The organism is Campylobacteraceae bacterium (assembly GCA_013215945.1).
GTDB lineage: Bacteria > Campylobacterota > Campylobacteria > Campylobacterales > Arcobacteraceae > NORP36.
In genome coordinates this window covers 241145-262350 of record JABSOM010000001.1, presented here as the reverse complement: position 1 = coordinate 262350, position 21206 = coordinate 241145, and the positions used below count along the sequence as shown (strand labels likewise).

Annotated in this window: 25 protein-coding genes; all 25 read left to right on the top strand. The window is 29.7% G+C overall.

The window, feature by feature from the left end:
* Window positions 1-91: 91 nt before the first annotated feature.
* The 25 genes from HRT41_01230 (at window position 92) to flgC (ending at window position 21204) form a co-directional block, all read left to right on the top strand.
* Window positions 92-460: a response regulator gene (locus HRT41_01230; GenBank protein NQY22632.1), complete on the top strand. Its 369-nt coding sequence runs from the start codon at window positions 92-94 to the stop codon at window positions 458-460.
* Window positions 461-497: 37 nt separating this feature from the next.
* Window positions 498-1520: a hypothetical protein gene (locus HRT41_01225; protein ID NQY22631.1), complete on the top strand. Its 1023-nt coding sequence runs from the start codon at window positions 498-500 to the stop codon at window positions 1518-1520.
* 3 nt (window positions 1521-1523) lie between these two features.
* Window positions 1524-2243, top strand: coding sequence for a flagellar hook-basal body protein (locus HRT41_01220; GenBank protein ID NQY22630.1), 720 nt, complete (start codon window positions 1524-1526; stop codon window positions 2241-2243).
* Window positions 2243-2647 carry a flagellar basal body rod protein FlgB gene (gene flgB, locus HRT41_01215; protein ID NQY22629.1) on the top strand — a complete coding sequence of 135 codons (405 nt, stop codon included), beginning with the start codon at window positions 2243-2245 and terminating at the stop codon, window positions 2645-2647. Before HRT41_01220 ends, flgB begins: the two co-directional genes overlap by 1 nt.
* Window positions 2648-2663: 16 nt before the next feature.
* Window positions 2664-4367, top strand: coding sequence for a flagellar M-ring protein FliF (gene fliF / locus HRT41_01210; GenBank protein NQY22628.1), 1704 nt, complete (start codon window positions 2664-2666; stop codon window positions 4365-4367).
* A gap of 2 nt (window positions 4368-4369) precedes the next feature.
* Window positions 4370-5380, top strand: a complete 1011-nt coding sequence (gene fliG / locus HRT41_01205) for a flagellar motor switch protein FliG (protein ID NQY22627.1) — start codon at window positions 4370-4372, stop codon at window positions 5378-5380.
* Entirely contained in the window at window positions 5380-6042 is a 663-nt protein-coding gene (locus HRT41_01200) for a flagellar assembly protein FliH (GenBank protein ID NQY22626.1), read from the top strand. Before fliG ends, HRT41_01200 begins: the two co-directional genes overlap by 1 nt.
* Window positions 6043-6180: 138 nt before the next feature.
* On the top strand, window positions 6181-6465 hold the full coding sequence (locus HRT41_01195; protein ID NQY22625.1) for a FliM/FliN family flagellar motor switch protein: 285 nt from the start codon (window positions 6181-6183) through the stop codon (window positions 6463-6465).
* Between the two features lie 9 nt (window positions 6466-6474).
* Complete coding sequence (locus tag HRT41_01190) at window positions 6475-7155, top strand: hypothetical protein (protein ID NQY22624.1); 681 nt, start codon at window positions 6475-6477, stop codon at window positions 7153-7155.
* 9 nt (window positions 7156-7164) lie between these two features.
* Entirely contained in the window at window positions 7165-8619 is a 1455-nt protein-coding gene (locus tag HRT41_01185) for a flagellar hook-basal body complex protein (protein NQY22623.1), read from the top strand.
* A gap of 79 nt (window positions 8620-8698) precedes the next feature.
* Window positions 8699-11701, top strand: a complete 3003-nt coding sequence (locus tag HRT41_01180; protein NQY22622.1) for a flagellar hook-basal body complex protein — start codon at window positions 8699-8701, stop codon at window positions 11699-11701.
* Between the two features lie 43 nt (window positions 11702-11744).
* The gene (locus HRT41_01175; GenBank protein NQY22621.1) at window positions 11745-12074 is read left to right on the top strand and encodes a hypothetical protein; all 330 of its coding nucleotides are present in this window, start codon (window positions 11745-11747) and stop codon (window positions 12072-12074) included.
* Between the two features lie 142 nt (window positions 12075-12216).
* Window positions 12217-14082 carry a tetratricopeptide repeat protein gene (locus HRT41_01170; protein NQY22620.1) on the top strand — a complete coding sequence of 622 codons (1866 nt, stop codon included), beginning with the start codon at window positions 12217-12219 and terminating at the stop codon, window positions 14080-14082.
* Window positions 14083-14210: 128 nt separating this feature from the next.
* On the top strand, window positions 14211-14528 hold the full coding sequence (locus tag HRT41_01165; protein ID NQY22619.1) for a flagellin: 318 nt from the start codon (window positions 14211-14213) through the stop codon (window positions 14526-14528).
* A 2-nt stretch (window positions 14529-14530) separates the two neighbouring features.
* The gene (locus HRT41_01160) at window positions 14531-15439 is read left to right on the top strand and encodes a FliM/FliN family flagellar motor switch protein (protein ID NQY22618.1); all 909 of its coding nucleotides are present in this window, start codon (window positions 14531-14533) and stop codon (window positions 15437-15439) included.
* A gap of 3 nt (window positions 15440-15442) precedes the next feature.
* Window positions 15443-16198 carry a MotA/TolQ/ExbB proton channel family protein gene (locus HRT41_01155; GenBank protein ID NQY22617.1) on the top strand — a complete coding sequence of 252 codons (756 nt, stop codon included), beginning with the start codon at window positions 15443-15445 and terminating at the stop codon, window positions 16196-16198.
* An 8-nt stretch (window positions 16199-16206) separates the two neighbouring features.
* Entirely contained in the window at window positions 16207-16974 is a 768-nt protein-coding gene (locus HRT41_01150) for an OmpA family protein (GenBank protein ID NQY22616.1), read from the top strand.
* Between the two features lies 1 nt (window position 16975).
* Entirely contained in the window at window positions 16976-17287 is a 312-nt protein-coding gene (locus tag HRT41_01145; GenBank protein ID NQY22615.1) for a rod-binding protein, read from the top strand.
* Window positions 17277-17654 carry a hypothetical protein gene (locus tag HRT41_01140; protein NQY22614.1) on the top strand — a complete coding sequence of 126 codons (378 nt, stop codon included), beginning with the start codon at window positions 17277-17279 and terminating at the stop codon, window positions 17652-17654. The genes HRT41_01145 and HRT41_01140 overlap by 11 nt, the downstream gene beginning before the upstream one ends.
* The gene (locus HRT41_01135) at window positions 17638-18036 is read left to right on the top strand and encodes a hypothetical protein (protein ID NQY22613.1); all 399 of its coding nucleotides are present in this window, start codon (window positions 17638-17640) and stop codon (window positions 18034-18036) included. The genes HRT41_01140 and HRT41_01135 overlap by 17 nt, the downstream gene beginning before the upstream one ends.
* A complete protein-coding gene (flhF, locus tag HRT41_01130) occupies window positions 18033-19202 on the top strand; it encodes a flagellar biosynthesis protein FlhF (protein NQY22612.1) in 1170 nt (389 codons plus the stop codon). The genes HRT41_01135 and flhF overlap by 4 nt, the downstream gene beginning before the upstream one ends.
* A complete protein-coding gene (locus HRT41_01125; GenBank protein NQY22611.1) occupies window positions 19203-20036 on the top strand; it encodes a P-loop NTPase in 834 nt (277 codons plus the stop codon).
* A gap of 70 nt (window positions 20037-20106) precedes the next feature.
* Complete coding sequence (locus HRT41_01120; protein NQY22610.1) at window positions 20107-20424, top strand: hypothetical protein; 318 nt, start codon at window positions 20107-20109, stop codon at window positions 20422-20424.
* Between the two features lie 9 nt (window positions 20425-20433).
* Window positions 20434-20733 carry a flagellar hook-basal body complex protein FliE gene (fliE, locus tag HRT41_01115; GenBank protein ID NQY22609.1) on the top strand — a complete coding sequence of 100 codons (300 nt, stop codon included), beginning with the start codon at window positions 20434-20436 and terminating at the stop codon, window positions 20731-20733.
* A 9-nt stretch (window positions 20734-20742) separates the two neighbouring features.
* Window positions 20743-21204 carry a flagellar basal body rod protein FlgC gene (gene flgC, locus HRT41_01110; protein NQY22608.1) on the top strand — a complete coding sequence of 154 codons (462 nt, stop codon included), beginning with the start codon at window positions 20743-20745 and terminating at the stop codon, window positions 21202-21204.
* The last annotated feature ends 2 nt before the right edge of the window (window positions 21205-21206 follow it).

Genomic DNA, 21206 nt, shown 5'->3' with positions numbered 1-21206 from the left:
TAAATTACACTAATTATTTTAGCTATATTAAGTATAAATTCAATACAAATTTTATATAATTGATAAATAATGATTAGTACAAAGGTATAATATGAAAATTTTAATAGTTGATGATAGTTCAACAATGAGAAGAATAATTGGGAATGTGGTTCAACAATTGGGTTTTTCAAAAGATGATTTTGATGAAGCAGAAGATGGAGTTGTAGCATGGTCAATGCTTCAAAAAGGTCAGTATGACATTGTACTAACAGATTGGAATATGCCAAATATGAATGGTTTAGATTTGGTTAAACATATCCGTGGTGGCGGGGCTCATCAAAAAACTCCTATAATTATGATTACTACTGAAGGTGGTAAAATGGAAGTTATTACTGCTCTAAAAGCTGGGGTAAATAATTATATAGTAAAACCTTTTAATGCTGCAATATTAAAAGAGAAATTAGATGGTGTATTAAAATAAAAAGTAGATTTATTAAAAATATTTAAAAGGTTTTCTAATGAGTATGAGTCAAGAAGAGATTGAAGCATTAATGAGTGGAATTGAAGTAGAAGATACTCCTAACCCTGAAGAAAATAGCAAAGAAATCGAAATAGTAGACGAAAAAAACGAAATAGATGAGATATCTGAGCTAATTAATTCAGAAATAACAGAAGTTTCTTCTGCAGATGCATTTAATATGGATGAAACATCTGAAATAATGCATGAGAATGAAAATACCCAAGTAAATCAGTCTAAAGATGGTGATACTGGGCCAGATAAAAGTGTTAATAATTCAAACAATAATGAATCAAGTGAAGAAGAATTGTCAATTGATGAATTGGTTAACAGTATTGCTTCTGAAGATTCAAGTGCGCAAAATATGGAAATTGATTCAATAAATGATACAAATATGAATCAAATATTACCTGAGCCTGTAGTTGAGCAGATTTCTTCTAATCATGAAGAGATAGGAAAAGGTTGGGCTGAGAGTAAAATTGATCAAGGTGTTTTTCCTTTTCCTGTAGATAAAGATACTCAGGTTGTTAATCAATTAAGCCAAGTTGCAAGTGATTCGGAAGAAAAAGCATCTAAAATTTTAGATACTTTGTCTCTTGTTTTAGATAATAACGATTTTGTTACTAAAGAAATTAAACCTCTTGACGAATTTGTTATAAGTCAGATTGCTTTATTGGAAACATTAAATGAGAAATTTCCTAATATTGCACAATTTAAAGATAATCTTACACAAGCTAAATCCTTAGAAAACAATTGTAAAAATGTTTTACAAAACTGTGATGATGAAAACATGGAAATATATGGTGCTATGGAATTAATGCAATTTAATGATATTAACAGACAAAAAATAGAAAGAGTAATGTCTGTAATTAGAAAATTATCGACTTATTTAAATAATTTATTTGAAGATGATAATTCTCATAAAGAAATTGTGGTGGCAAAACATATTACAGGGGATACACAAACTGATCTTGTAGGTGCAGATGATTTAGAATCATTAATAGAAGAATATTCAAAAGGATAAATAATGAACCAAGGTACTTACCCACTTGCAGCTGCAATGATTAATCAAATTAGTCGTTTGGATGTAATATCGAATAATTTAGCCAATGTCAATACAAATGGTTTTAAAGAAGAAGGTTTAAGTGAAGGTACCTTTAACAATTATTTAAAAGAAGCACGAGAATCAAATTCAAGTACTATGAATGAAAGTGCAGCTATAAATAATATACCAAAAATTGATCAAAAATATATTTCATCTGCTATGGGCCCCATTGAGATGACCGGTAATAAATTAGACTTTGCACTAAAAGATCAAAATACATTTTTTAAAGTGCAAAATGCAAATGGCGAAGTTATGTATACAAGGGATGGTTCTTTTAAAGTACTAAATAACTCTTTATTGGTTGATGGAAATGGAAATTTTGTTTTAAACAATGACAATGAAGCAATATCAACAGAAGATGATTTTCTTGGCTTAATTGCAGTTGTAAAAACAGAGTTTACAAATTTAGATAAATTTGGAGATAATTATTACCGCGTTAAAGATGAAAATCAAGTAGAAGTACAAGAATTAAATGAAGGATTTTTTATGCAAGGCGCAGTTGAAAAATCGAATGTTAATATGGTAAATACAATGATTGGATTAATAGATGCCAGTAAAAGTTTTGCGCAATCACAAAAAGCCATTACTACTATTGATGAAATGAACAGAAGTTTAATACAAAAACTAGGTAGGATGGTATAATGGAAATTAGCCCTGTAAAAGCACTTCTTTTTGAACAATTGAGTTTTAGAAGTGAAAGACAAAAGGTTATATCATCTAATATTGCAAATATTAATACTCCTCATTATAAAACTAAAGAATTGATTTTTGAAGATGAAATGAAAAAAGTTGATAAAAATGACTTAAAAATGAATATTACTCATGAAAACCATATTGCTTTCCCTAGTGATGAAAAACAAATAAACAAACCAATATTACGTGAAGTAAGAGGGTTAGAAGAACAAAATGATGGTAATAATGTTAGTTTAGATACACAAATGGGCGAAATGTCAAAAAATCAAATGATATTTTCAGCCCTGCAACAATCAATTAAAACAGATTCAAGACTTTTACGTTCTGTTATTGAATCATCAGCTAAAAATTAAATAGGATAATTATTATATGGAACAACTTTTTAAGTTTGTAAATAATTTAACAGCAGCACAAAGAGCTGTTATTATGGGTGGAGTTTCTCTATTATTTGTTCTTTTAATTGCTTTGCTTGTATATTCAAGTGTAAAAGCTGAAGATAAAAAACTAAATTATATTATTGCAAGTAATTTAACCAAAAGCCAAGTCTCTGCTGCGTCTAATGAATTAGAAGCAGCTGGAATAAAATATTTAATTTCAGGAAATGGAGATTCTTTAACCTTAAAAACTTCTAAAGAATTTATTAATATTGCTAAAATTAAATTAGTGACTTCTTCAGCATCAGGTACAAAACATGTGGGCTGGGAAATATTTGAGAAATCATCATTAGGAACTACTAATTTTGAAAATAAAGTTAAATATTTAAGAGCTTTAGAAGGTGAATTGTCTCGTTCTTTAGAATCTTTAGTAGGTATTTTAAGTGCCAGTGTGAAAATTGCCATTCCAAAAGAAACTATTTTTACTGAACGAAAAGTTAATCCAACAGCCTCAGCAGTAATTGCTTTAAAACAAGGTGTATTTTTAACACAAAAACAAATTATTGGTATTAAAAAATTTATTGCCTCTGCTGTATCTAATTTAAAAATAGAAAATATTAATTTAATAGATCAAGATGGGGCTTTATTAGAAGAATCAGAAGATGACTCTAATAATAAAAAATCCATTGTTCAAGATAAATATAAAAAAAGACTGGAACAAGATTACGAAAATAAGATAATAGCATTACTTGAACCATTTGTAGGATTTGGGAGAGTTGTTGCTAGAGTCACCTTAAGTTTAGACTATGTTAATAAAAGAATTCAAGAAGAAATCTATGATCCAGAAGGTACAATCAGAAGTTCTCAAACCAATGAGAATATTTCTTCTTCACAAGGTGGAATAAAAGAAAAAGGTGGCATACCAGGTGTTCAAAGTAATATAGAAAATACAGGTGGCGAAGAAAATAATGGTAATATTAAATCTTCAAGCGAATCAAGTAAAAACATTGTAAATTTTGAAATATCTAAAAAAGTCATTGATCAAAGAGACAATGCGTATTCTTCTATTAAAAGAGTAACTGCAGCTGTTACTTTTGATAGCAGTGTTTTAAAAGATGTAGAATCTAAAGAAGAATTTTTACTTTCTATTGTATCACTTGTAGAAGAAACCATTGGTTACGATGAACAACGGGGAGATAAAGTTACTGTAAGAGATTTTAAATTCTTAGGTTTAGGCGAGTTAGGTGGAAAAGGTCTTGATTCTAATGGAAATGTAATTACTTCATCTGGTGCTGAAAGTACAGATGATATTGCACTTATAAAATCGCTTATGCGAGATTTTGGTGAATATGTACAATATATTATTGCTGCTATTTTGTTGTTTGTATTTTATAAAAAATTTATAGTAAACCATGAAATTGTTATTTTAGGTGATAAAGCGGACAGTAAAGTAGTAGATGACAGTGAAATAGATATCGATTTTAATGAAGATTTTGATATATCTGGTGCGCAAGGCAGGCTCAAAGCTAAAATTAAAAGCCAGATATTGAGTTCTTTAGAAGGAATGGATGATGAAAGTGCTGCTAAATATGAACTTCTAATAGAAGAATTAGACAGAGAAATACATGATAATCCTGAAGAAATAGCAAATATGATACAATTGTTATTATCAGAAGGTGATTCAAAGTTTAAAGGTTAAAAATGGATGTTGAAAGAAGAGACGAACTCTTAAGAGGAATGCCAATGATTGACAAAGTCGCAAGATTTTTTGTTTTAATTGGAGAAGATGCAACGGTTAAAATATTTCAGAACTTGCCCATTAATTTGGTTGAAGACATATCAACAGCTATTACCCAACTTTCTTCTATTGATAAAGAGATGTCATTAGCTATTTTAGCAGAATTTCATCTCTATACTAAATCTAAATCCTTTATAACTTCTGGGGGTTATGATTATGCAAAAGAAATTTTATATAAATCTTTAGGTAAGGGTGAAGCAGATGAAGTTTTAGCAAAACTTTCTCGTATGAAATTAGCAGCTCAAAGTTTTTCTTATTTGGATGCTATTAATCCTAAACAATTAAGCGATTTTATTAAAGATGAATCTCCTCATACCATTGCAGTTATTTTATCTCATATGGAGCCTTCAGGAGCTGCTGATGTTTTAATGCAACTAGAAGAAGATAACAAAGTTAAAGTTACTATGCAAATGGCAACAATTAAAGATGTTTCTCCTGATGTTGTAAGAACAATATCAGAAGTTTTAGAGAAAAAACTAGAGTCTTTACTTTCTTCTATTGTAGATGTTGGTGGAGTTAAAGTGGTTGCTGATATGTTAAATCGTCTTGGACCTAAGTCTCAAGATATATTAAAAAATATCAATGGGGTTGATACAGGACTGGCGGTTAAGATTAAAGAAAATATGTTTGTATTTGAAGATTTATTAGAACTTGAGAGCGAATATATTATGAAAATCTTACAAAATGTTGATACAGGAGATGTTGCGGTTGCTATGAAAAATGCTCCTGCTGAAGATATGGAGAAAATTACTTCTTCTATGAGTCAAAGAGCAAGTGACAGATTTAACGAAGAATTTGAAATGCTTAATAAAGTCAAAATTAAAGACATTGAAAGCGCCCAAAGAAAAATGTTAGATGTTGCCCAAAAACTTATGGAAGAAGGCTCAATTGAAAGAGATATGGACGAATCCTAATGAAAAATAATGTTTATTCAAATGCAAAAGTAATTAAAAGTGATAATGAAGTACATTCTTATGAATTAGGTACTTTTTCTAATACAGGTGAGCTTAATCAAACAGATCAAATGAAAAACGTTGCTAAATTAGAACACCGTAATGTGGCTGAAAAAAATGAGCCTTTAATGGAACAAATTGCAGCTCTTACCAACTCTGTTACAGATATTAAAAAACAATTAACTTTAATGACTACAAATGGTGTAAGTCAGCAAGTTATTGATAAACAAGTAGTTGAAGCCATAAAAGATTTAAAACATTATGCTTCGTTTTTTGAGCAAGCTTCTTTTCAAATGGAAACAAAACTTTTGAAAACATCAATGGCAATTGCTAAAAAAATAATTGCAATTGAAGTAGGCGCTAATTCAACGCAAATTGCGAAAGAAACCATTAGTCACTTATTATTAAAAATAAAAACTGCCTCAAAAGTTAAAATTCATTTAAACCCAAAAGATTATGAAATCTTAAAAAATGACCTTAATTTACAAGATTACATAGAATTGGTGCATGATACAAATGTCACCATTGGTGGTGTAGTTATTGCCAGTGATTTAGGAAATTTTGATGGGAATATTGAAGCAAAAGTTTCAACAATGTTTGAATCCCTAGAATCTTTAACATAATACTCCTAGATATATTATTCAATTCTTTCTTTTAGATTAAAGTACTGTTTACTCTGATATATTTATCGTATCTCTTTAAAATCTAGACTTTTCTTATGATATAATTTTTGTATATTAAATTTATGTAAAGAAGTAAGTATGGATATTAGTGAAAGAGATTATGATTTATTAGTTGATGCTGAAATTCAAGTTGATGTTATGCTTGGTAATGCTAATTTAACAATCAAAGAGTTTCTTGATTTGTCTGAAGGAGATATTGTTTCTTTAGATAAAACAGCAGGTTCAGGGGGAGATATTTATGTCAACTCAAGAATTATAGGAACCGGTGATATCATTGTAATGGAAGAAAAACTAGCAGTAAGAGTGCAAGAATCTATGGATTCTGATACCGTTGTTAGATATTTCTTTGAAGAAAGAATGTAGGAGATTATTATGGCAGTAGATGCAGTACAAACACAAACTAAAGTAGATGATTATGGAAATTCGTATACAACAAGAATATCAAACGATAATTTAACCAATGAAGATTTTTTAACGCTTCTTTTAGAAGAGATGAAACATCAAGATCCAACGAGTCCCATGGATTCAAATAGAATGTTAGATACTCAAATGCAAATGTCCAATATTCAAACCAACCTTGAATTAGCAAAATCTATGGAATCTTTACAAGCTTCTTATTCTTTGTCTGCTTTATCAACGGCTGCAAATGTAATTGGCAAAAATATTGAAGATGGAAACATTTCTGATTCTGGAGTTAATAAAGCATATACAGTAAGATCTGTTGAAAATACAGATGGAGAAGTTTTTGTAAGAGCCCAAGAAATATTATTTTTAGAAGATCAAGTTTTAGATCAAGATGGTAAGGTAGTTAATTATGATATTAAAGGAAATATTTTGGACAGTGCTGGTAATGCAACAGGCCATTATATTGCTTTAAAAAATCCAGGAGAAGTAATAAGAGATTCAGATAACAAACCAATTATTCTGGATTCAGAAGGTGAAGGCGTAACTCAAACAGATGATTATAGTTTTGAGATGGCGGGTAGTGTACAAGCTGTTTATTCAGATCAACTTATTACTATTCCTTTTACAAGTGTAACAAAAATATTCTAGGACAAAGATATGATAGGTTCTTTATTTAATGGTATCTCTGGTATTGCTGCTTTTGAAAAAGCAATTGATGTGCAAGCAAATGATTTATCAAATGTTAATACCATAAGTTATAAAAAATCAGAGATACGCTTTGATGATTTAATGTACCAAAATGGAGTAGGTAAAGGTGTTTCTGTTGAAAGTACCTTTAAAGTATTTTCTCAAGGTGATATTAAACCAACGGGAGTTGATTATGATGTAGCTATTAAAGGGGATGGATTTTTTCTTGCAATAAGCACTTTAGATAATCAAAGTTATTACACAAGAGCAGGTAATTTCAAAATGGGACCAGAAGGTTTTCTTCTAACTGCTGATAATTTACAAGTTCAAGGTGTACTTCCCACTGCTACTAAAGTTTTAGGAAGCAATGGAGCTACGTATTTTGATGATACTTTTACGCAGTTTTTAGGCTCTGCACTTATTACTTCAAATACGGAAACTATTAGTATTAATACTAAAGCCAGTAATTTTTATGATACAGCACAAAGTACAGGTACAAGTGGAAACTCTTTTAAATCAAAAAGTGCACTTATTGTAGATATTGAAGAATTAAAAGCGGATTATTCACAAAAACTTAATCTTTATATTAGTAGTGCAAATGACGTTTCAAGTCCTTCTGTTTCACAAGTTACAAAAATTGATTTTGATAGTTTGAAAAGTAACTTACTTCAAGAAGGTGATTTTGTTTCTGTTTATGTTGAGGGGGTCGAAGTAATACAAAAATTTGATACCAATGCAGATACTACTATGAATCTGTTTGCTGATAAACTTTCAGATATAAAAGGTTTAAGTGCTGTTGTTGATCCCAGTGGAAGTCTTGATATTACAGTTTTAGTGCCAGGGAAAGAAGTTTTATTTACAAGCCCTGCGATTAATTCTTTGTCGCCTACCATTACTAATACTATTGAAGCTCAAATTGGTACAGGATTAGGTTTGATTGAGAATTCTAGAGTAGCCTTGCAAACGGCTATTGAATTAGCCGGCGGAACATTATTAGAACTTACAAACTCAATTTCAAAGGCCAATGTAGAAGGTCTTACTACTTCGGCTATTCAATTACAATTAGATAATTTGAATCTTTCTTCTACAAAATTTTCTTCTTTAGAAATTATTGATGGAAATATTTATATGAAAGATGGAGAAACAAAGTTTTTAATTGCTAAGTTAGCTACCGTTCGTTTTTCTGATAACAGAGGATTATTAGCTGTTGGGGATAATAATTATATGGCTACCAGTCAATCGGGTGCTGCTTTGTATTCAGGAGATAATACGAGTATTATTTCTAAATCTTTAGAACTAAGTAATGCTAATATAGCTGATGACTTGCTTAGTTTGATGACATTTCAAAAAGCTTTTGAAGCCAATTCAAAAGTTATTACAACATCAGATGATTTTTTAAAAACAGCACTAGGACTAAAAAGATAGTGTGTTTAAACGTTAATATATTTTATATTAATGTTTAAGCATATAAATGTTTAATATTTTATTCCAAAAAGGGTAAATCATGATTTCAGCACTTTGGACAGGTATTTCTGGACTAGCAACACAACAAAAAGCTTTAGATAATGAAGCACACAATATTGCAAATGTAAATACTGTGGGATACAAAGCCACAAGAATTTCTTTTGCGGATCAATTGTACCAAGATAAAATTGGTAAAGGATCAAAAGTACTAGATGCTGAAAAAATCTTTACTCAAGGGGGTCGTAAACAAACAGGTGTTGCTTACGATATGGCTCTAAATGGAGAAGGTTTTTTTGCAGTATCAAATAAAAGTTCTGCAGGAACTTCAGAAGTCTTTTATACAAGAGCTGGAAACTTTAGAATGGGCGACAATGGAACCTTACAAGATGCCCAAGGAAATGAAGTTCAAGGTTGGGCTCTGAGTCCAATTGATCCTCAAAAAGATGTACTTTCAACCAATCCTGATACTTCAGTATTTACCGATTTGTATACAGAACTTTTATCTTCAAAAGTAGTTAAGTATTCAAATTATATAGAAACAGTAACTGCAAAAGCTACAGATTATACTGAAACAGCAGTTAAAGATGCAGAAATTATATTTAATGGGGGAGGAGCTAAATCAAAAGCTGCTAAAACTTCTGATGTTGATCTGTTAATTCAGAGTTATACCTCTTGGTTAGAAAAACTACAAGCAGAACCTGATGCATTATCTTCAAGTTCAAGAACTCAAGTTTCTCAATTAAATTTTAAAGGAGATACTCTTAAAAAAGAAAATGATCAAATTTATGTATTTATTGATGGGGATAAAATTGCACAAGATTTTATTAATAAGGTTGCGGATGAAACCCTAACACCTGCTTCTGTTGGAGATTTAACAGGTGATGGTATTATTGATGCTTCCGATGCGGATTTAGCAGCAAGTAGAATTGCTACGTATAAAGCACTTGCGGATAAAATATCTGAAAAACAAGGATATACTGCAACTACTATTACAAATGGGACTGCTTATGACAGTAGTGATCCATATTCTAATACCTATTCAGATACAGATATTTTTAAAAGTTCTACAAAAGATTTAGATGTTCTACATGGAATGATTCAAATTAAAGGTTTAGTACCTGGTGTTGAATTTACGATTAAAGAACATGCAGAAGTATCTGGAACACAAGTAACACAAGGTAGTCTTAATATTTCGGGAAGTCAAACAGCAGCTGAAGAAGGAAGTGGATTAGGAGCTGTTACATCTGCTAAACAAGCTTTATCTGATGCCATTGTTGGAAAACAAAGAGATGTATACAGACCTGAGGATTTAGGAATAGAATATAATGCTACTTCTTCTTTAATTACTTCTCCTACAGAATTTGATTACAGTATTTCAATTTACGATAAAGATTTAGGAAAAAACATTACACTTACAGCAGCCACTAGTCCTTTAGCTGAATCAATAATTGGTACTCCCTTACAAACTGTTTTAGAAAATTTAGCTGAAAAAATAAACAGTGATATTAATTTAAAATCTTATATTGAAGCAGAAGTAATTAATGGAAACTTAGTTGTTAAAACACTTGATAGTAATTCAGATGTAGAATTTTCAGGTACTTTAAAATCAAATGAAACTACTTATACTCCTTTGTCAAATCAAAATGAAACATATACTACTACTGCTTCAAATGATACAGCATCAGCTACAGATAGTACACTTGATCTTACGACTATGAATATTCCTGCTTTTCCAGTTTCTGGACAATTTGTATTTTCATATGTACAAGCAGGAACTACAATCAATGCAAATTTTTCTGGATCTTATGCTAATTTAGCTGCTATCACTACTGCTATGAATACTGCTGCTGCTGCTTTAGGTAACGGTGTTACGGTATCTGGTGCTGGAATTATTGCTCATGCAACGGATGTTATTACAAGTTCTAAACTATCATTTGAAAATGATGTAGTAAGAGGAATTGATGGAACTACATTAGTTACTGTATCTGGTACTGGTGGAACAGCTAGTGAAACAATTGATTTATCTGCTACTACTTTAAGTTTTCCTGTAAAAGAATTTACTTTTAATTATGTAGATACAAATGTTTTAGTTGGTACACAAGCTCTTACTGTTACAGGTCCTTTTGCTACTATGGATGAAATTGGTATAGCTATGCAAAATGCAGCAAATCTTGTAAGTACTGGTAGTGCAAGCTACAATAGTACTACAGATATTTTAACACTTACCGGAACAAGTATTACCTCTTTATCTGTTAATATTGATCAAGCAGATCGCTCTGTTTTAGATCTAAGTTCTTATACTTATCCTTTAACTACCAATGATACTATTGAATTTACTTACAATGATAATGGAACGGTACGTAATGTACAAATAAATCCATCCGCTTTTGTAGATGCAGATGCACTTGGTGCAGCTATTGCCACTTTATCAGGAAATAAAGTGACTTATGATTCTGGTAGTACTAGTTTAATTATTCTTGCTGCGAACAGTACAGATACTATGACTACTTCTAAATTAGTTATTACTACAAATAATGCTCCTTCAACTGCTTTAGCAATTTTAGATAAAAATGCAGATTATTCTGGCCGTCAAGGTGCAGGTGCTGAGTTTATGGAAATCGTAACTACTATTAATCAAACCACCACACAAGATTCCTTACAGCTAAGATTGGATACATTAAACATATCAGACAGTGCTTTTGGTGAATTTTCAGTTGATGAAACAGGCCTAGTAACTATGAAACAAGATGGGGCTGAATATGCTATTGGTCAAATTGCTGTTGCTAAGTTTAATAATATGCGTGGATTAGAAGCAATTGGTAATAACTTGTATCAAAAAACCAATAATTCTGGTGATGCCATTTTTAATGTAAACAACAATAAAACAGCTTTGATTGAGTCTAAATCTTTAGAATTATCAACTGCAGATTTGTCTGAAAGTTTGGTTAATTTAATGGTATTTCAAAGAGCTTTTGAAGCCAATGCAAAATCAATTACTACAGCAGATTCACTGTTAACAACATTAATAGCCTTAAAACGATAATATAATAAAGAGCTTTGGCTCTTTATATAAGAAGGAAATAAACGTGGAAAATCTTGTATTAGTAATGATATTAGGTGTTTTATCAATGTATTTTTTTTCGAGTATGAGTGTTTATAAAACTTTATACCGAAAAGTAAATGAAGAAAAGAACTTATTAAGCCAAGATGGTGATAGATACCATAATTTGGTCAAAAAACTTGAAAACCAATTAAAATCTGATGCAACTGCAATGAAAGCAAATCATGATAATTTACAAAGTGCACGAGATGAATCTCAGGAATTACGTATTGAGAATAATAATATCAAAGGTAAGGTTGTTGTTTTAGAAAAGAGAATTGAAGAATTGTATTCTCAAGTAAATACAATGGTTTAAAATGAATAAAAATATTTTTAAATTTTTATGTTTATTTCTTTGTTTAACTTCCTTAAGTGCAAAAAATGAAAATAAAAGTTTAACAGATTCTACTCCTGAAATAGTTTTTAAATACGATACCTTGAAAAAGAATCAAGAAAACATGACTTTGCAAGTGGAGTTTAATAAAGCCGTACTTCTTCTTGAAAAAGAAGAATATGAGAAAGCCATTGCTATTTTAAAACGAACAGCGCAAATAATTCAAATCCCCTCTTTTTTAAATATTGGAATTGCTTATTATAAATTAAATTCTATTCACAACGCTAAACTTTATTTAAATAAAATTTACAATTACAAAGCTGCAAAAAAAACTCAAACTTATTCTTATATGAGTGCAGCATATTATTTATATCAAATCACTAATGAAGTAAAATATTTGGAGAGTATTATAAATATTGGTCGTAAAAACAAAAATATGAGTGAACATTCTAAACGAATGATGGCAGATACTTATATTATTTTAAAAGAGTATGCAAAAGCTATAACAATTCTAAAAACAATGCATTTCCCTTTAAATCTTAAAACAGCAATGTTGCATTTAAAAGTAAAAAATTATATTCAAGCAGAGATTTTTTTACAACGTGCTTATGAAAATACAGTTAATTTAGATAAAAAACATAAAATTCTTTGGTTAATGGTTTTTAGAGATTTAAAAGCAAATGAACTTGTGAAATTAAAAGAACATCTATCAATAATTAATAAGAAAAAATCTATTTTTTCGGCCAATTTAAGCATGCCTTTGAAAATGTATTTTAATAAAAATAAATATAGTAGTGAAGAATATTTTTCTTTTATTAAAAATTTTTCTAAGGACCGTATGATTGATTATATTATTTATTTTGCGCCTTTTATATTTTCTGATAATGAAGAAATTATTTATGATTCGGCAAAAGGATTTATCTTTAAATCAAGACAAAATCTTGATTCTTTAGAAGAAATGTTAGATTATAATATTAATTTTTTAAATATAATAAAAGACGATCCCATTATTAGAATTAAAAAATTAAAAGCATTTATAAAAGAAGATACTAAATCGTATGTATACTACAATTTAGCGCTTTGTTATGGGCAAATCAATGATTATCACAATGCTTTTAAATACTTCGAAAAAGCCTATAAATTAAATCCAGGAAATAAACTCTATGCTGTTATGACTTTAATAACAGCAGATAAAATACACTTAAAAGTTAGAGATAAAGAATATATTCAAAGTAATGTTAAATCAAATGATGGCTTATTTATATATTTTGGACACAGTTTGTATAAATTATTTATGGATGAAAAGTTTAATGTCAAAGGAAACTCAAAAGATTATGAACACAGCGTTTTTTATAAATCTTTATCTTTTTTAGAGGCTATGAAGAAAGGTGAGCTTAGCATTAATGAACCCTTATTAAAAGATTATTTTAGAGATCCTTTTGTATATTTACTGAAATTAAGTATAAAACAAAAAAATGAAAGTGATTTTGAATATCGTATACGATTACAAGATACTATTCCTCTAGTACTTAATAATAATTTTTTAGAAGGCCCTTTAATTATTACTTCTTTTTATGTTGATATTTTAAAAGCACTTAGTTTATTTGATAGAGCACACTTAGATATTACGGGAAAAACTACTCCTTCTTATTTAAGAACAAAAGCTCTGCTTAAATTGCATAAGGGAGAATCCCAAGAAACAATTGATATTTTGGAAGAATTACAATTAAATTATGGTCTGGAAGATAAATATACTATGTACCTAATAGTAGCAGCTTTATTGCAAGCAAATCAGTATGCTGATGCTTCTATTCAAGTCTCTCTTATTAAGGCTATTTTAAATGACCAAGATGCTGATTTTTTGACAGGAGTGCAATTGATTCAAGATTTAAAAATTTCCAGTGCCACACAATATTTTAAAGGCCCTTATCATGATTCTTTAATTGATTTTACCTTAAAAAACTTTGATAAATATTTGGAATCTCTTTAAAGTCTTTTATTATTATAAAGAGGAATAGGCAATTTTTTATTGGTATTTTCTTATTTATATTAAAACATAATTATTTTAATTTTATTTTGGTATAATAATTGTTACTAGATATGAGATAGGAGGCTATTATGGAAGTTGGAAGAATACCAGATATTGACAATGCAAAAATAAGCAATGTTGAAAAAATACAAAAAGTCCCTGAAGTTGATGATAATCCAAAAGTCAAAGACAATGAAGAACATAAAAAAGCGAATAAAGAAGTTGTAGTTGACTTACCCAATGAAATTATTATTGATAATGTTAAGTTCGGTTATAACAAAGCTTCACAAGATTTTTTTATTAAAGTTACAAGAGGTGAAGCAGAATACCGCTTTCCTACAGAAGATATGATGAAAGTAAAAGCGCATTTATTAGCAAAAGTTGCTGAAGTGTTAGATAAAGGTTAAGATTGGCATCAGATTTATCAAATATTATTAAAGAAGAGCTTTCTAATACCTTAGAACAGTTGTTATCAAAAAGTTTCACTATTAATTCAACTAAAAATGCTGTGGCTTCTGATATTAGCTCTACACAAAGTATAGAAGTTGCTATTAAGTTTTCTTTTAAAGATCAAGTAAGTAATTGGAAATTTTATATACCTACTAGCAGTGCTACAAAATTTGAATACTTAATGTTAGGCGGAATGGGCGATTTAAAAGAGCATATAGATGATGAAATTGCAGATGCAATTAATGAAATCATTTCAAATGTTTGTGGTTCTATTTCTACTTCAATTAATGCCCAAGGTTTTGATGATATTGGAAGTATTAAATCAGAAGTCCTTAAGTCTTCAATAATAGAGATTTCGGCTCTTCCTTTTGGAGATAATACGTTTGATTTTGATATTTCAATGGACGATGAAAAAGTTTCCGTTTTAATTAATTTCGATGATGTAATATTACCTTTTATAGCTGAAATCACAGGAAAAGAAGTAGAAAAAACGCTTGAAACTGTTGAAAACGCAGCTTCCAGTACTGCACCAGCTGCTGAAGCACCTTCTGCTTTAAGCAGCGAGGTTTCTTCCGTTGCTGCTTTATTAAATGACACTTCTGCAAAAAACTTAAAACTGCTCTTTGATATAAAACTTAGATTAAGCGTACGCTTAGGAAGAAAGATATTTTTGTTAAAAGATATCTTGCGTTGGGATATTGGTGAAATTATTGAGTTAGAACAAATGGTGAATGAACCTTTAGAAATTTTGGTTAATGGAATTAAAATTGGAGAAGGTGAAGCCGTTATTGTTGAAGGAAAGTTTGGTTTAAAGATTAAGAACATTGGAAATGAAATGACACGCTTAAGTCAAATTGGATTAGGATAATATATGGATAAAAGTACCGTTATTGGACTTGGAGCTGGATGGAGTTTTGTTGCATTAGCAATTGTTCTTGGAGGGGTTGGTTTTGGTCCTTATATGGATATTCCTTCTGTTATTATTGTTATTGGAGGAACAACTGCTGTAACTGCTGGCCAATTTGAAAGCGCTGATTTAAAAAGATTTACTCCTGCTCTTAAAGCTGCTTTTAATGAGGTAAAAGTAGAACCACTTCCTGAGTTAGTAGAAAAAATCACTTTTTATGCAACTGAAATAAAAAAACATGGGGTTATGCAAATTGAGCAAAAAATCCTAGAAGAAAAAAATCCTTTTTTTAAAGAAGCTTTTCAATTATTAGTAGATGGCACAAAACCAGATGTTTTAGTACCAATGCTAGAGCTTAAAAATGAACACTTGGACAATAGACATGGAATAATGATTGCATTATTTGGTAATATTGGGGGAACAGCAGGGGCTATGGGAATGATTGGAACGCTTGTTGGTTTAGTTGCAATGCTTGCCAATTTATCTGATCCTGCTGCTGTTGGGCCGGCTATGGCTGTTGCTTTACTTACAACCATGTACGGTGCATTAATTGGTACACTATTTGCAGGTATCATTGAAAGTAAATTGGCTCAAAAACATAAGGTTGAGATAACTGCGAATGAAGTAGTTATTGCGGGAACTGCTATGATTGCTTCTGAAGAATCTATTGGTAATATTAAAATGAAACTAAATGCAATTTTAGTTGAAATACCTGAATAGACTGACTTATGGCTGATAAAAAATGTCCTGAATGTGAAAAATGTTTACCTGGTTGGCTGGTTCAATTTGGTGACCTAATGTCTTTGTTATTAACTTTTTTTATTCTATTATTGTCTATGGCTGTAATGGATAAAACTAAAGTTGAAGAGTATTTTGATGTAATGAAAAAAGCCATGGGTTTTTTAGATCAAAATTCGGATGTCAGAGAACAAACGGATATGTATGGTTCTAGTGATACAACGGGCTCAGAAGAATCTGATTCTGCAGATGTTAATGAACAAGCGGCGGCTGAAATAGAAGAAATTTTAGAAGAAATTAATCAAAGTACTAATATTGAAACCGAACAGTTAGAAATAACTAAGGGTAAAAATGAGTTTACTTTGGATATCCCTTCAAGTTTGATGTTTAATGAAGGTGAATATGAATTAAGCAATAGAAGTGCCAAAGTATTTATTGCTAAAATTGCAAGAGTAATTAGAACCATGCCTCAAAATTTCTCTATAGAAATTATAGGACATACTAATTCTAACACAGTAACAGGAAATTCTTTGCCAAGAGATGGTTGGGATTTATCTGCGTTAAGAGCTATTTCAGTTGTTAAAGAATTAATAAAAAATAGAATTGATCCTGCACAATTAAAAGTATCTGGTTATTCTTCTTTTCACCCAAAAAGTGAAGTTGCAGCAGAAAATAGAAGAGTTGAAATGAAATTTTACTCTGATGAAAGTCAAAGTAATTTACTAGAAGAAGAAAGTTTCTTTGATAGGTTGGAATAAGATGGATATTAATACAAATATTAGTTTACAGAATTTAAACAGTGAGAATCTTAAAAAAGTAGATGCCAGTAAACTTGAAGATAAAGCCATTAGAGCAGTAAGCAATGACTTTGAAGCATTTTTCACTCAGCAACTATTAGATATATCTCTAAAAGAGACAAATGTTGCAGGAGAAGGTGTGGGAGCTGATATTTTTAAAGGAATGTACACAGATGCAATTTCTAGAAACTCAGCAGGTAGTTTTGGTATTTCGGATATGCTTTATGAGTTTTTAAGCAGAGAAAACAAAAAAGGCAGTAATAATGATAAATAACAAAATTAATGCAATGCTTAAGATTATTACTAAAATGAAACAATCTATTTTGGATGATATTGAAGATATCAAAAAAGCAAAACATGAAAATCTACTTAATAGAAATGATGAAAAACAAGAACTTATTGATGCTTTGGGCCGTGAGAAAGAATTATTAAATGAAGAATTAGTAAAAGAAGTTCAAGCGGGTGGTAATATAGAAGATTATAAAGAAGTGATTGAAAATCTTGAAACAGAATTAAAAGACTTGTATTCTTTAAACCATAAATTAGCAAGTATTGTATTGCCTATAAAAGAAATGTATAAAGATATTGTAGACGAAATATCTGAACAAAATGGAGGAAAACTTATTGATATTAAGGTTTAATCTTCTTTTCTTAGTTTTTCTACTTTCTCCCCTTACTGCTGTAGATGTTTTAATTGCTATAAATAAAATTGATTATAATGCTCCTATTTTAAAAAAAAACTTGCGTTTTCTTTCTATTGAAAATATAAAAAAAAGATGTGTACCACTTACTATTAAAGCCTTAGATAATGAAAAATATATATCCAAACACTTCATCAATAAAAACTCTGTTATTTGTAAATCAAGTGTAAAAATCTACAAGAAAAACTCAGTAATTTTTAATTTTGGAAATATTCAAATAGAACAAAATGGTAAAATTATTTTCCAAAATGATGAATACATAACAATTAAAAAAAATAATGGAAAAGTAAAAAAGATTTACAAAAATGGACAAAATAAATGAATATGCTCTCTTTTTTAGGAAGAACACCAACTATTGCTTTGAAAAAAGCTCAAGAAGAGTGTGGAGAAGAAGCAATTGTAATTTCTACAAAAAAAATATCTTCAAAAGCTGATAATGGTGAAGATATGTATGAAGTTATGGTTGCTTTAGAAGATGAATACGATGCTAAGTTTGAAAGTAAATTCACTAAAAAAATACTAACCAAAAATGATGATAAACACAGCAATAAAAAAGATAAAAAATTTGCTGCATCTGTTTATGATTTTAGAACAGAAATCTTAAAAATGCAAGATTCTATTGCTCAAGTACAAGAATCTTTGTGGCATCCTAAATCACAACTTTTTGATTTAAGCATTCCTATAGAGTTTGCTGCAATGTATAATTTATTTGAAAAAAATGAATTTGATCAAGAAATGACCTATACTATTATGAAAAAAACAATTAAACAATTTCCTGTTCAAATGAAATCCAACAATAAAAAAGTAAAAGATTTTTTTAAATTAATTTTACGTAGAATTATTCCTATTAAACATGAAGTTCCTCTACGTAAGCACCAGCGTAAAATTATGATGATGGTTGGACCTACTGGTGTTGGAAAAACAACAACTATTGCCAAATTAGCAGCACGTTATGCCTATAAACTGGGACAAAATTATAAAGTAGGTATTATTACTTTAGACTCTTTTAGAGTAGGAGCAATTGAACAATTGCAAGCGTATACAAATATTATGCGTTTGCCTTTAGAAGTGGTTAAAAAACCAGAAGAATTAGTAGAAGCACTGTTGCGCTTAAAAGATTGTAATTATATATTTATAGATACAGCAGGATCCAGCCAATACGATGTAGATAAAATTGAAATGATTAATGAATATCAAAACAGAGTGGATGAAATTCCTATTGATAAAATACTGGTATTACCTGCTAATGTAAAACAAAGTGATCTTTTGGATATTTATACTAACTACTCTCGTTTAAATATTAATTATTTGACATTTACTAAACTGGATGAAACAAAGAGTTTTGGAAATTTAATTTCTTTTTCTCATAAAACGAAAAAATCAATTATTTATTTTTCTATTGGGCAAAATGTTCCTGATGATTTAATAGTTGCTGATGCTTCTTATTTGATTGAATGTTTTTCTCAATGTAAATTGGCGAGAAGATAAATGTTTAATTCTATTTCGACCCAAGCACATAAACTAATCAACCTGGCATCAAGAAAAGAAGAAGTTAACCTTAGTAATATTAAGTCTCGTACGAAACTGCTTACCATTACTTCTGGAAAAGGAGGAGTTGGTAAATCAACATTTTCTGCAAATATTGCTTATGTTCTTGCTTCAAAAGGCTATAAGGTAGCTATTTTGGATGCTGATATTGGTTTGGCTAATATGCAAGTATTGCTTGATTTAAAGCCTTCTGCTACTTTGTTTGATTATATAGAAGGAAAAGTAAAACTAGAGCGTGTATTATTAAAAACAAAATATCAAAATATTACTTTGATTGCTGGAAAAAGTGGTTATCAATACAGTAAAAATAACAGTTCTTTTGTTTTTGCACGTATTGTAAAAGATTTACTTGCTTTAAACCGTTTTGATTTTCTTTTAATTGATACAGGAGCTGGTTTAAATGAGTATGTTAAAGAATTTCTGGCTATTTCTCCTAATATCTTAGCAATTACTACAACAGATCCAAGCGCACTTACAGATGTATACGCTTTGATGAAAATGTTATCCAAAGATAAATCTAAGCTTATATTGTGCTATAACCATACTCAAAACTATAAAATTGGGGAATCTATCACAAATTCTTTGGTTTCTTTAGCTAAAAAGAATAGATTAAACAATAACTTTATGGTAGAATATATCGGTAATGTGTCGACATCTAAGTGTATTCCAACAACAGGAAGACTTAGAAAACTCTTCACAAAAGAATTTAAAAATGACCAAGTAAGTAAAGAACTTAATCTAATTATTAACGCTTTACTTAAAACAATTAAATAAAGGTAAATCAAGTGAATCTTTTTTTTATAAAAATATTTTTTACTGTTTTTACTAGTTCATGGACGTGTTCGTGCTAGTAGAAAGATTTACACAAAATATGATTAACTCTGGATTATTCAGGTTATATATTGCAAGTGGTTTTTTTGCAACGTCTGTTTTTTTTGTAATTAATGCAGAATTATTCTCACCTTTAGAAATGATTTTGGGTGTAATTGGTGTTACTATCGCATTAAAAGGTATAACAAACCTGATGTTATCTATGATAATATTATTATTTTCTTTAGATAATAAAAAAAGTGAAATGGAATTCACTTATCAAAGTGAACGCATTGATTCATTGTTAAGTGAGTTAAAAATAAGTACAAATACAACAGAAAATCCAAAATAAGGATCTTAAATGGAAATAAATTCTTTAAATAATTTAAACACTCTTTCTTTGGCTAAAAATGATTTAACAAATACGCAAGCAGTACAAGGAAAATCCTTTGATGACATGCTTAAGAATGCAATTAATGATGTTAATAAGACGCAAGTTGAGGGTTATGATGCTATGAGAGGAATCGCTACAGGAGATGTTCCTAATCTTCAAGAAGCAGTTGCTAAAATAACAAAAGCTGAAAGTACACTAAAACTGGCACTAGAAGTAAAGAATAAAGCTTTAGGCGCATATAAAGAAATTATGAGAATGCAAATATAGGAGATTGATATGGGATTTTTTGATGGATATAATATTGCAACATCTGGTATGGGAGCTCAGCGAACTCGAATTAATGTAGTTTCTGCAAACATAGCAAATGCAAAAACTACTCATACTATTGATGGTGGCCCCTATAAAAAACAACATGTTGTTTTTGAAGATTTATTGTTACAAGCAAGTAATAAAACAAATAAAAACGACAGCGAAATGTCACTTAATCTAAAGCAAGATTTATCCTTAAGAGGCGTAGGTGTTAAAACAATAGTAGAATCTAAAGATGAGCCTATTATGAGATATGAACCTTCTCATCCTGATGCAAACCAAGATGGATATGTTGCTTATCCTAATATTAACCCTGTAGTGGAAATGGTTGATTTAATTGAAGCAATGAGGTCATATGAAGCCAATGTCGCATCTTTTACAGCACATAAAGATATAGACAAAAAAACATTAGAAATATTAAGACAATAAAG

What these genes read in the sequence shown, in the direction of transcription:
- HRT41_01140 (NQY22614.1), top strand. Translation starts at nt 17,277, where the DNA reads ATGATAAATAACAAAATTAATGCAATGCTTAAGATTATTACTAAAATG.
- HRT41_01185 (NQY22623.1), top strand. Translation starts at nt 7,165, where the DNA reads ATGATAGGTTCTTTATTTAATGGTATCTCTGGTATTGCTGCTTTTGAA.
- HRT41_01180 (NQY22622.1), top strand. Translation starts at nt 8,699, where the DNA reads ATGATTTCAGCACTTTGGACAGGTATTTCTGGACTAGCAACACAACAA.
- fliG (NQY22627.1), top strand. Translation starts at nt 4,370, where the DNA reads ATGGATGTTGAAAGAAGAGACGAACTCTTAAGAGGAATGCCAATGATT.
- HRT41_01195 (NQY22625.1), top strand. Translation starts at nt 6,181, where the DNA reads ATGGATATTAGTGAAAGAGATTATGATTTATTAGTTGATGCTGAAATT.
- fliE (NQY22609.1), top strand. Translation starts at nt 20,434, where the DNA reads ATGGAAATAAATTCTTTAAATAATTTAAACACTCTTTCTTTGGCTAAA.
- HRT41_01170 (NQY22620.1), top strand. Translation starts at nt 12,217, where the DNA reads ATGACTTTGCAAGTGGAGTTTAATAAAGCCGTACTTCTTCTTGAAAAA.
- HRT41_01150 (NQY22616.1), top strand. Translation starts at nt 16,207, where the DNA reads ATGGCTGATAAAAAATGTCCTGAATGTGAAAAATGTTTACCTGGTTGG.
- HRT41_01145 (NQY22615.1), top strand. Translation starts at nt 16,976, where the DNA reads ATGGATATTAATACAAATATTAGTTTACAGAATTTAAACAGTGAGAAT.
- HRT41_01225 (NQY22631.1), top strand. Translation starts at nt 498, where the DNA reads ATGAGTATGAGTCAAGAAGAGATTGAAGCATTAATGAGTGGAATTGAA.
- HRT41_01230 (NQY22632.1), top strand. Translation starts at nt 92, where the DNA reads ATGAAAATTTTAATAGTTGATGATAGTTCAACAATGAGAAGAATAATT.
- HRT41_01155 (NQY22617.1), top strand. Translation starts at nt 15,443, where the DNA reads ATGGATAAAAGTACCGTTATTGGACTTGGAGCTGGATGGAGTTTTGTT.
- HRT41_01200 (NQY22626.1), top strand. Translation starts at nt 5,380, where the DNA reads ATGAAAAATAATGTTTATTCAAATGCAAAAGTAATTAAAAGTGATAAT.
- HRT41_01220 (NQY22630.1), top strand. Translation starts at nt 1,524, where the DNA reads ATGAACCAAGGTACTTACCCACTTGCAGCTGCAATGATTAATCAAATT.
- flgB (NQY22629.1), top strand. Translation starts at nt 2,243, where the DNA reads ATGGAAATTAGCCCTGTAAAAGCACTTCTTTTTGAACAATTGAGTTTT.
- HRT41_01125 (NQY22611.1), top strand. Translation starts at nt 19,203, where the DNA reads ATGTTTAATTCTATTTCGACCCAAGCACATAAACTAATCAACCTGGCA.
- flgC (NQY22608.1), top strand. Translation starts at nt 20,743, where the DNA reads ATGGGATTTTTTGATGGATATAATATTGCAACATCTGGTATGGGAGCT.
- HRT41_01190 (NQY22624.1), top strand. Translation starts at nt 6,475, where the DNA reads ATGGCAGTAGATGCAGTACAAACACAAACTAAAGTAGATGATTATGGA.
- fliF (NQY22628.1), top strand. Translation starts at nt 2,664, where the DNA reads ATGGAACAACTTTTTAAGTTTGTAAATAATTTAACAGCAGCACAAAGA.
- HRT41_01165 (NQY22619.1), top strand. Translation starts at nt 14,211, where the DNA reads ATGGAAGTTGGAAGAATACCAGATATTGACAATGCAAAAATAAGCAAT.
- flhF (NQY22612.1), top strand. Translation starts at nt 18,033, where the DNA reads ATGAATATGCTCTCTTTTTTAGGAAGAACACCAACTATTGCTTTGAAA.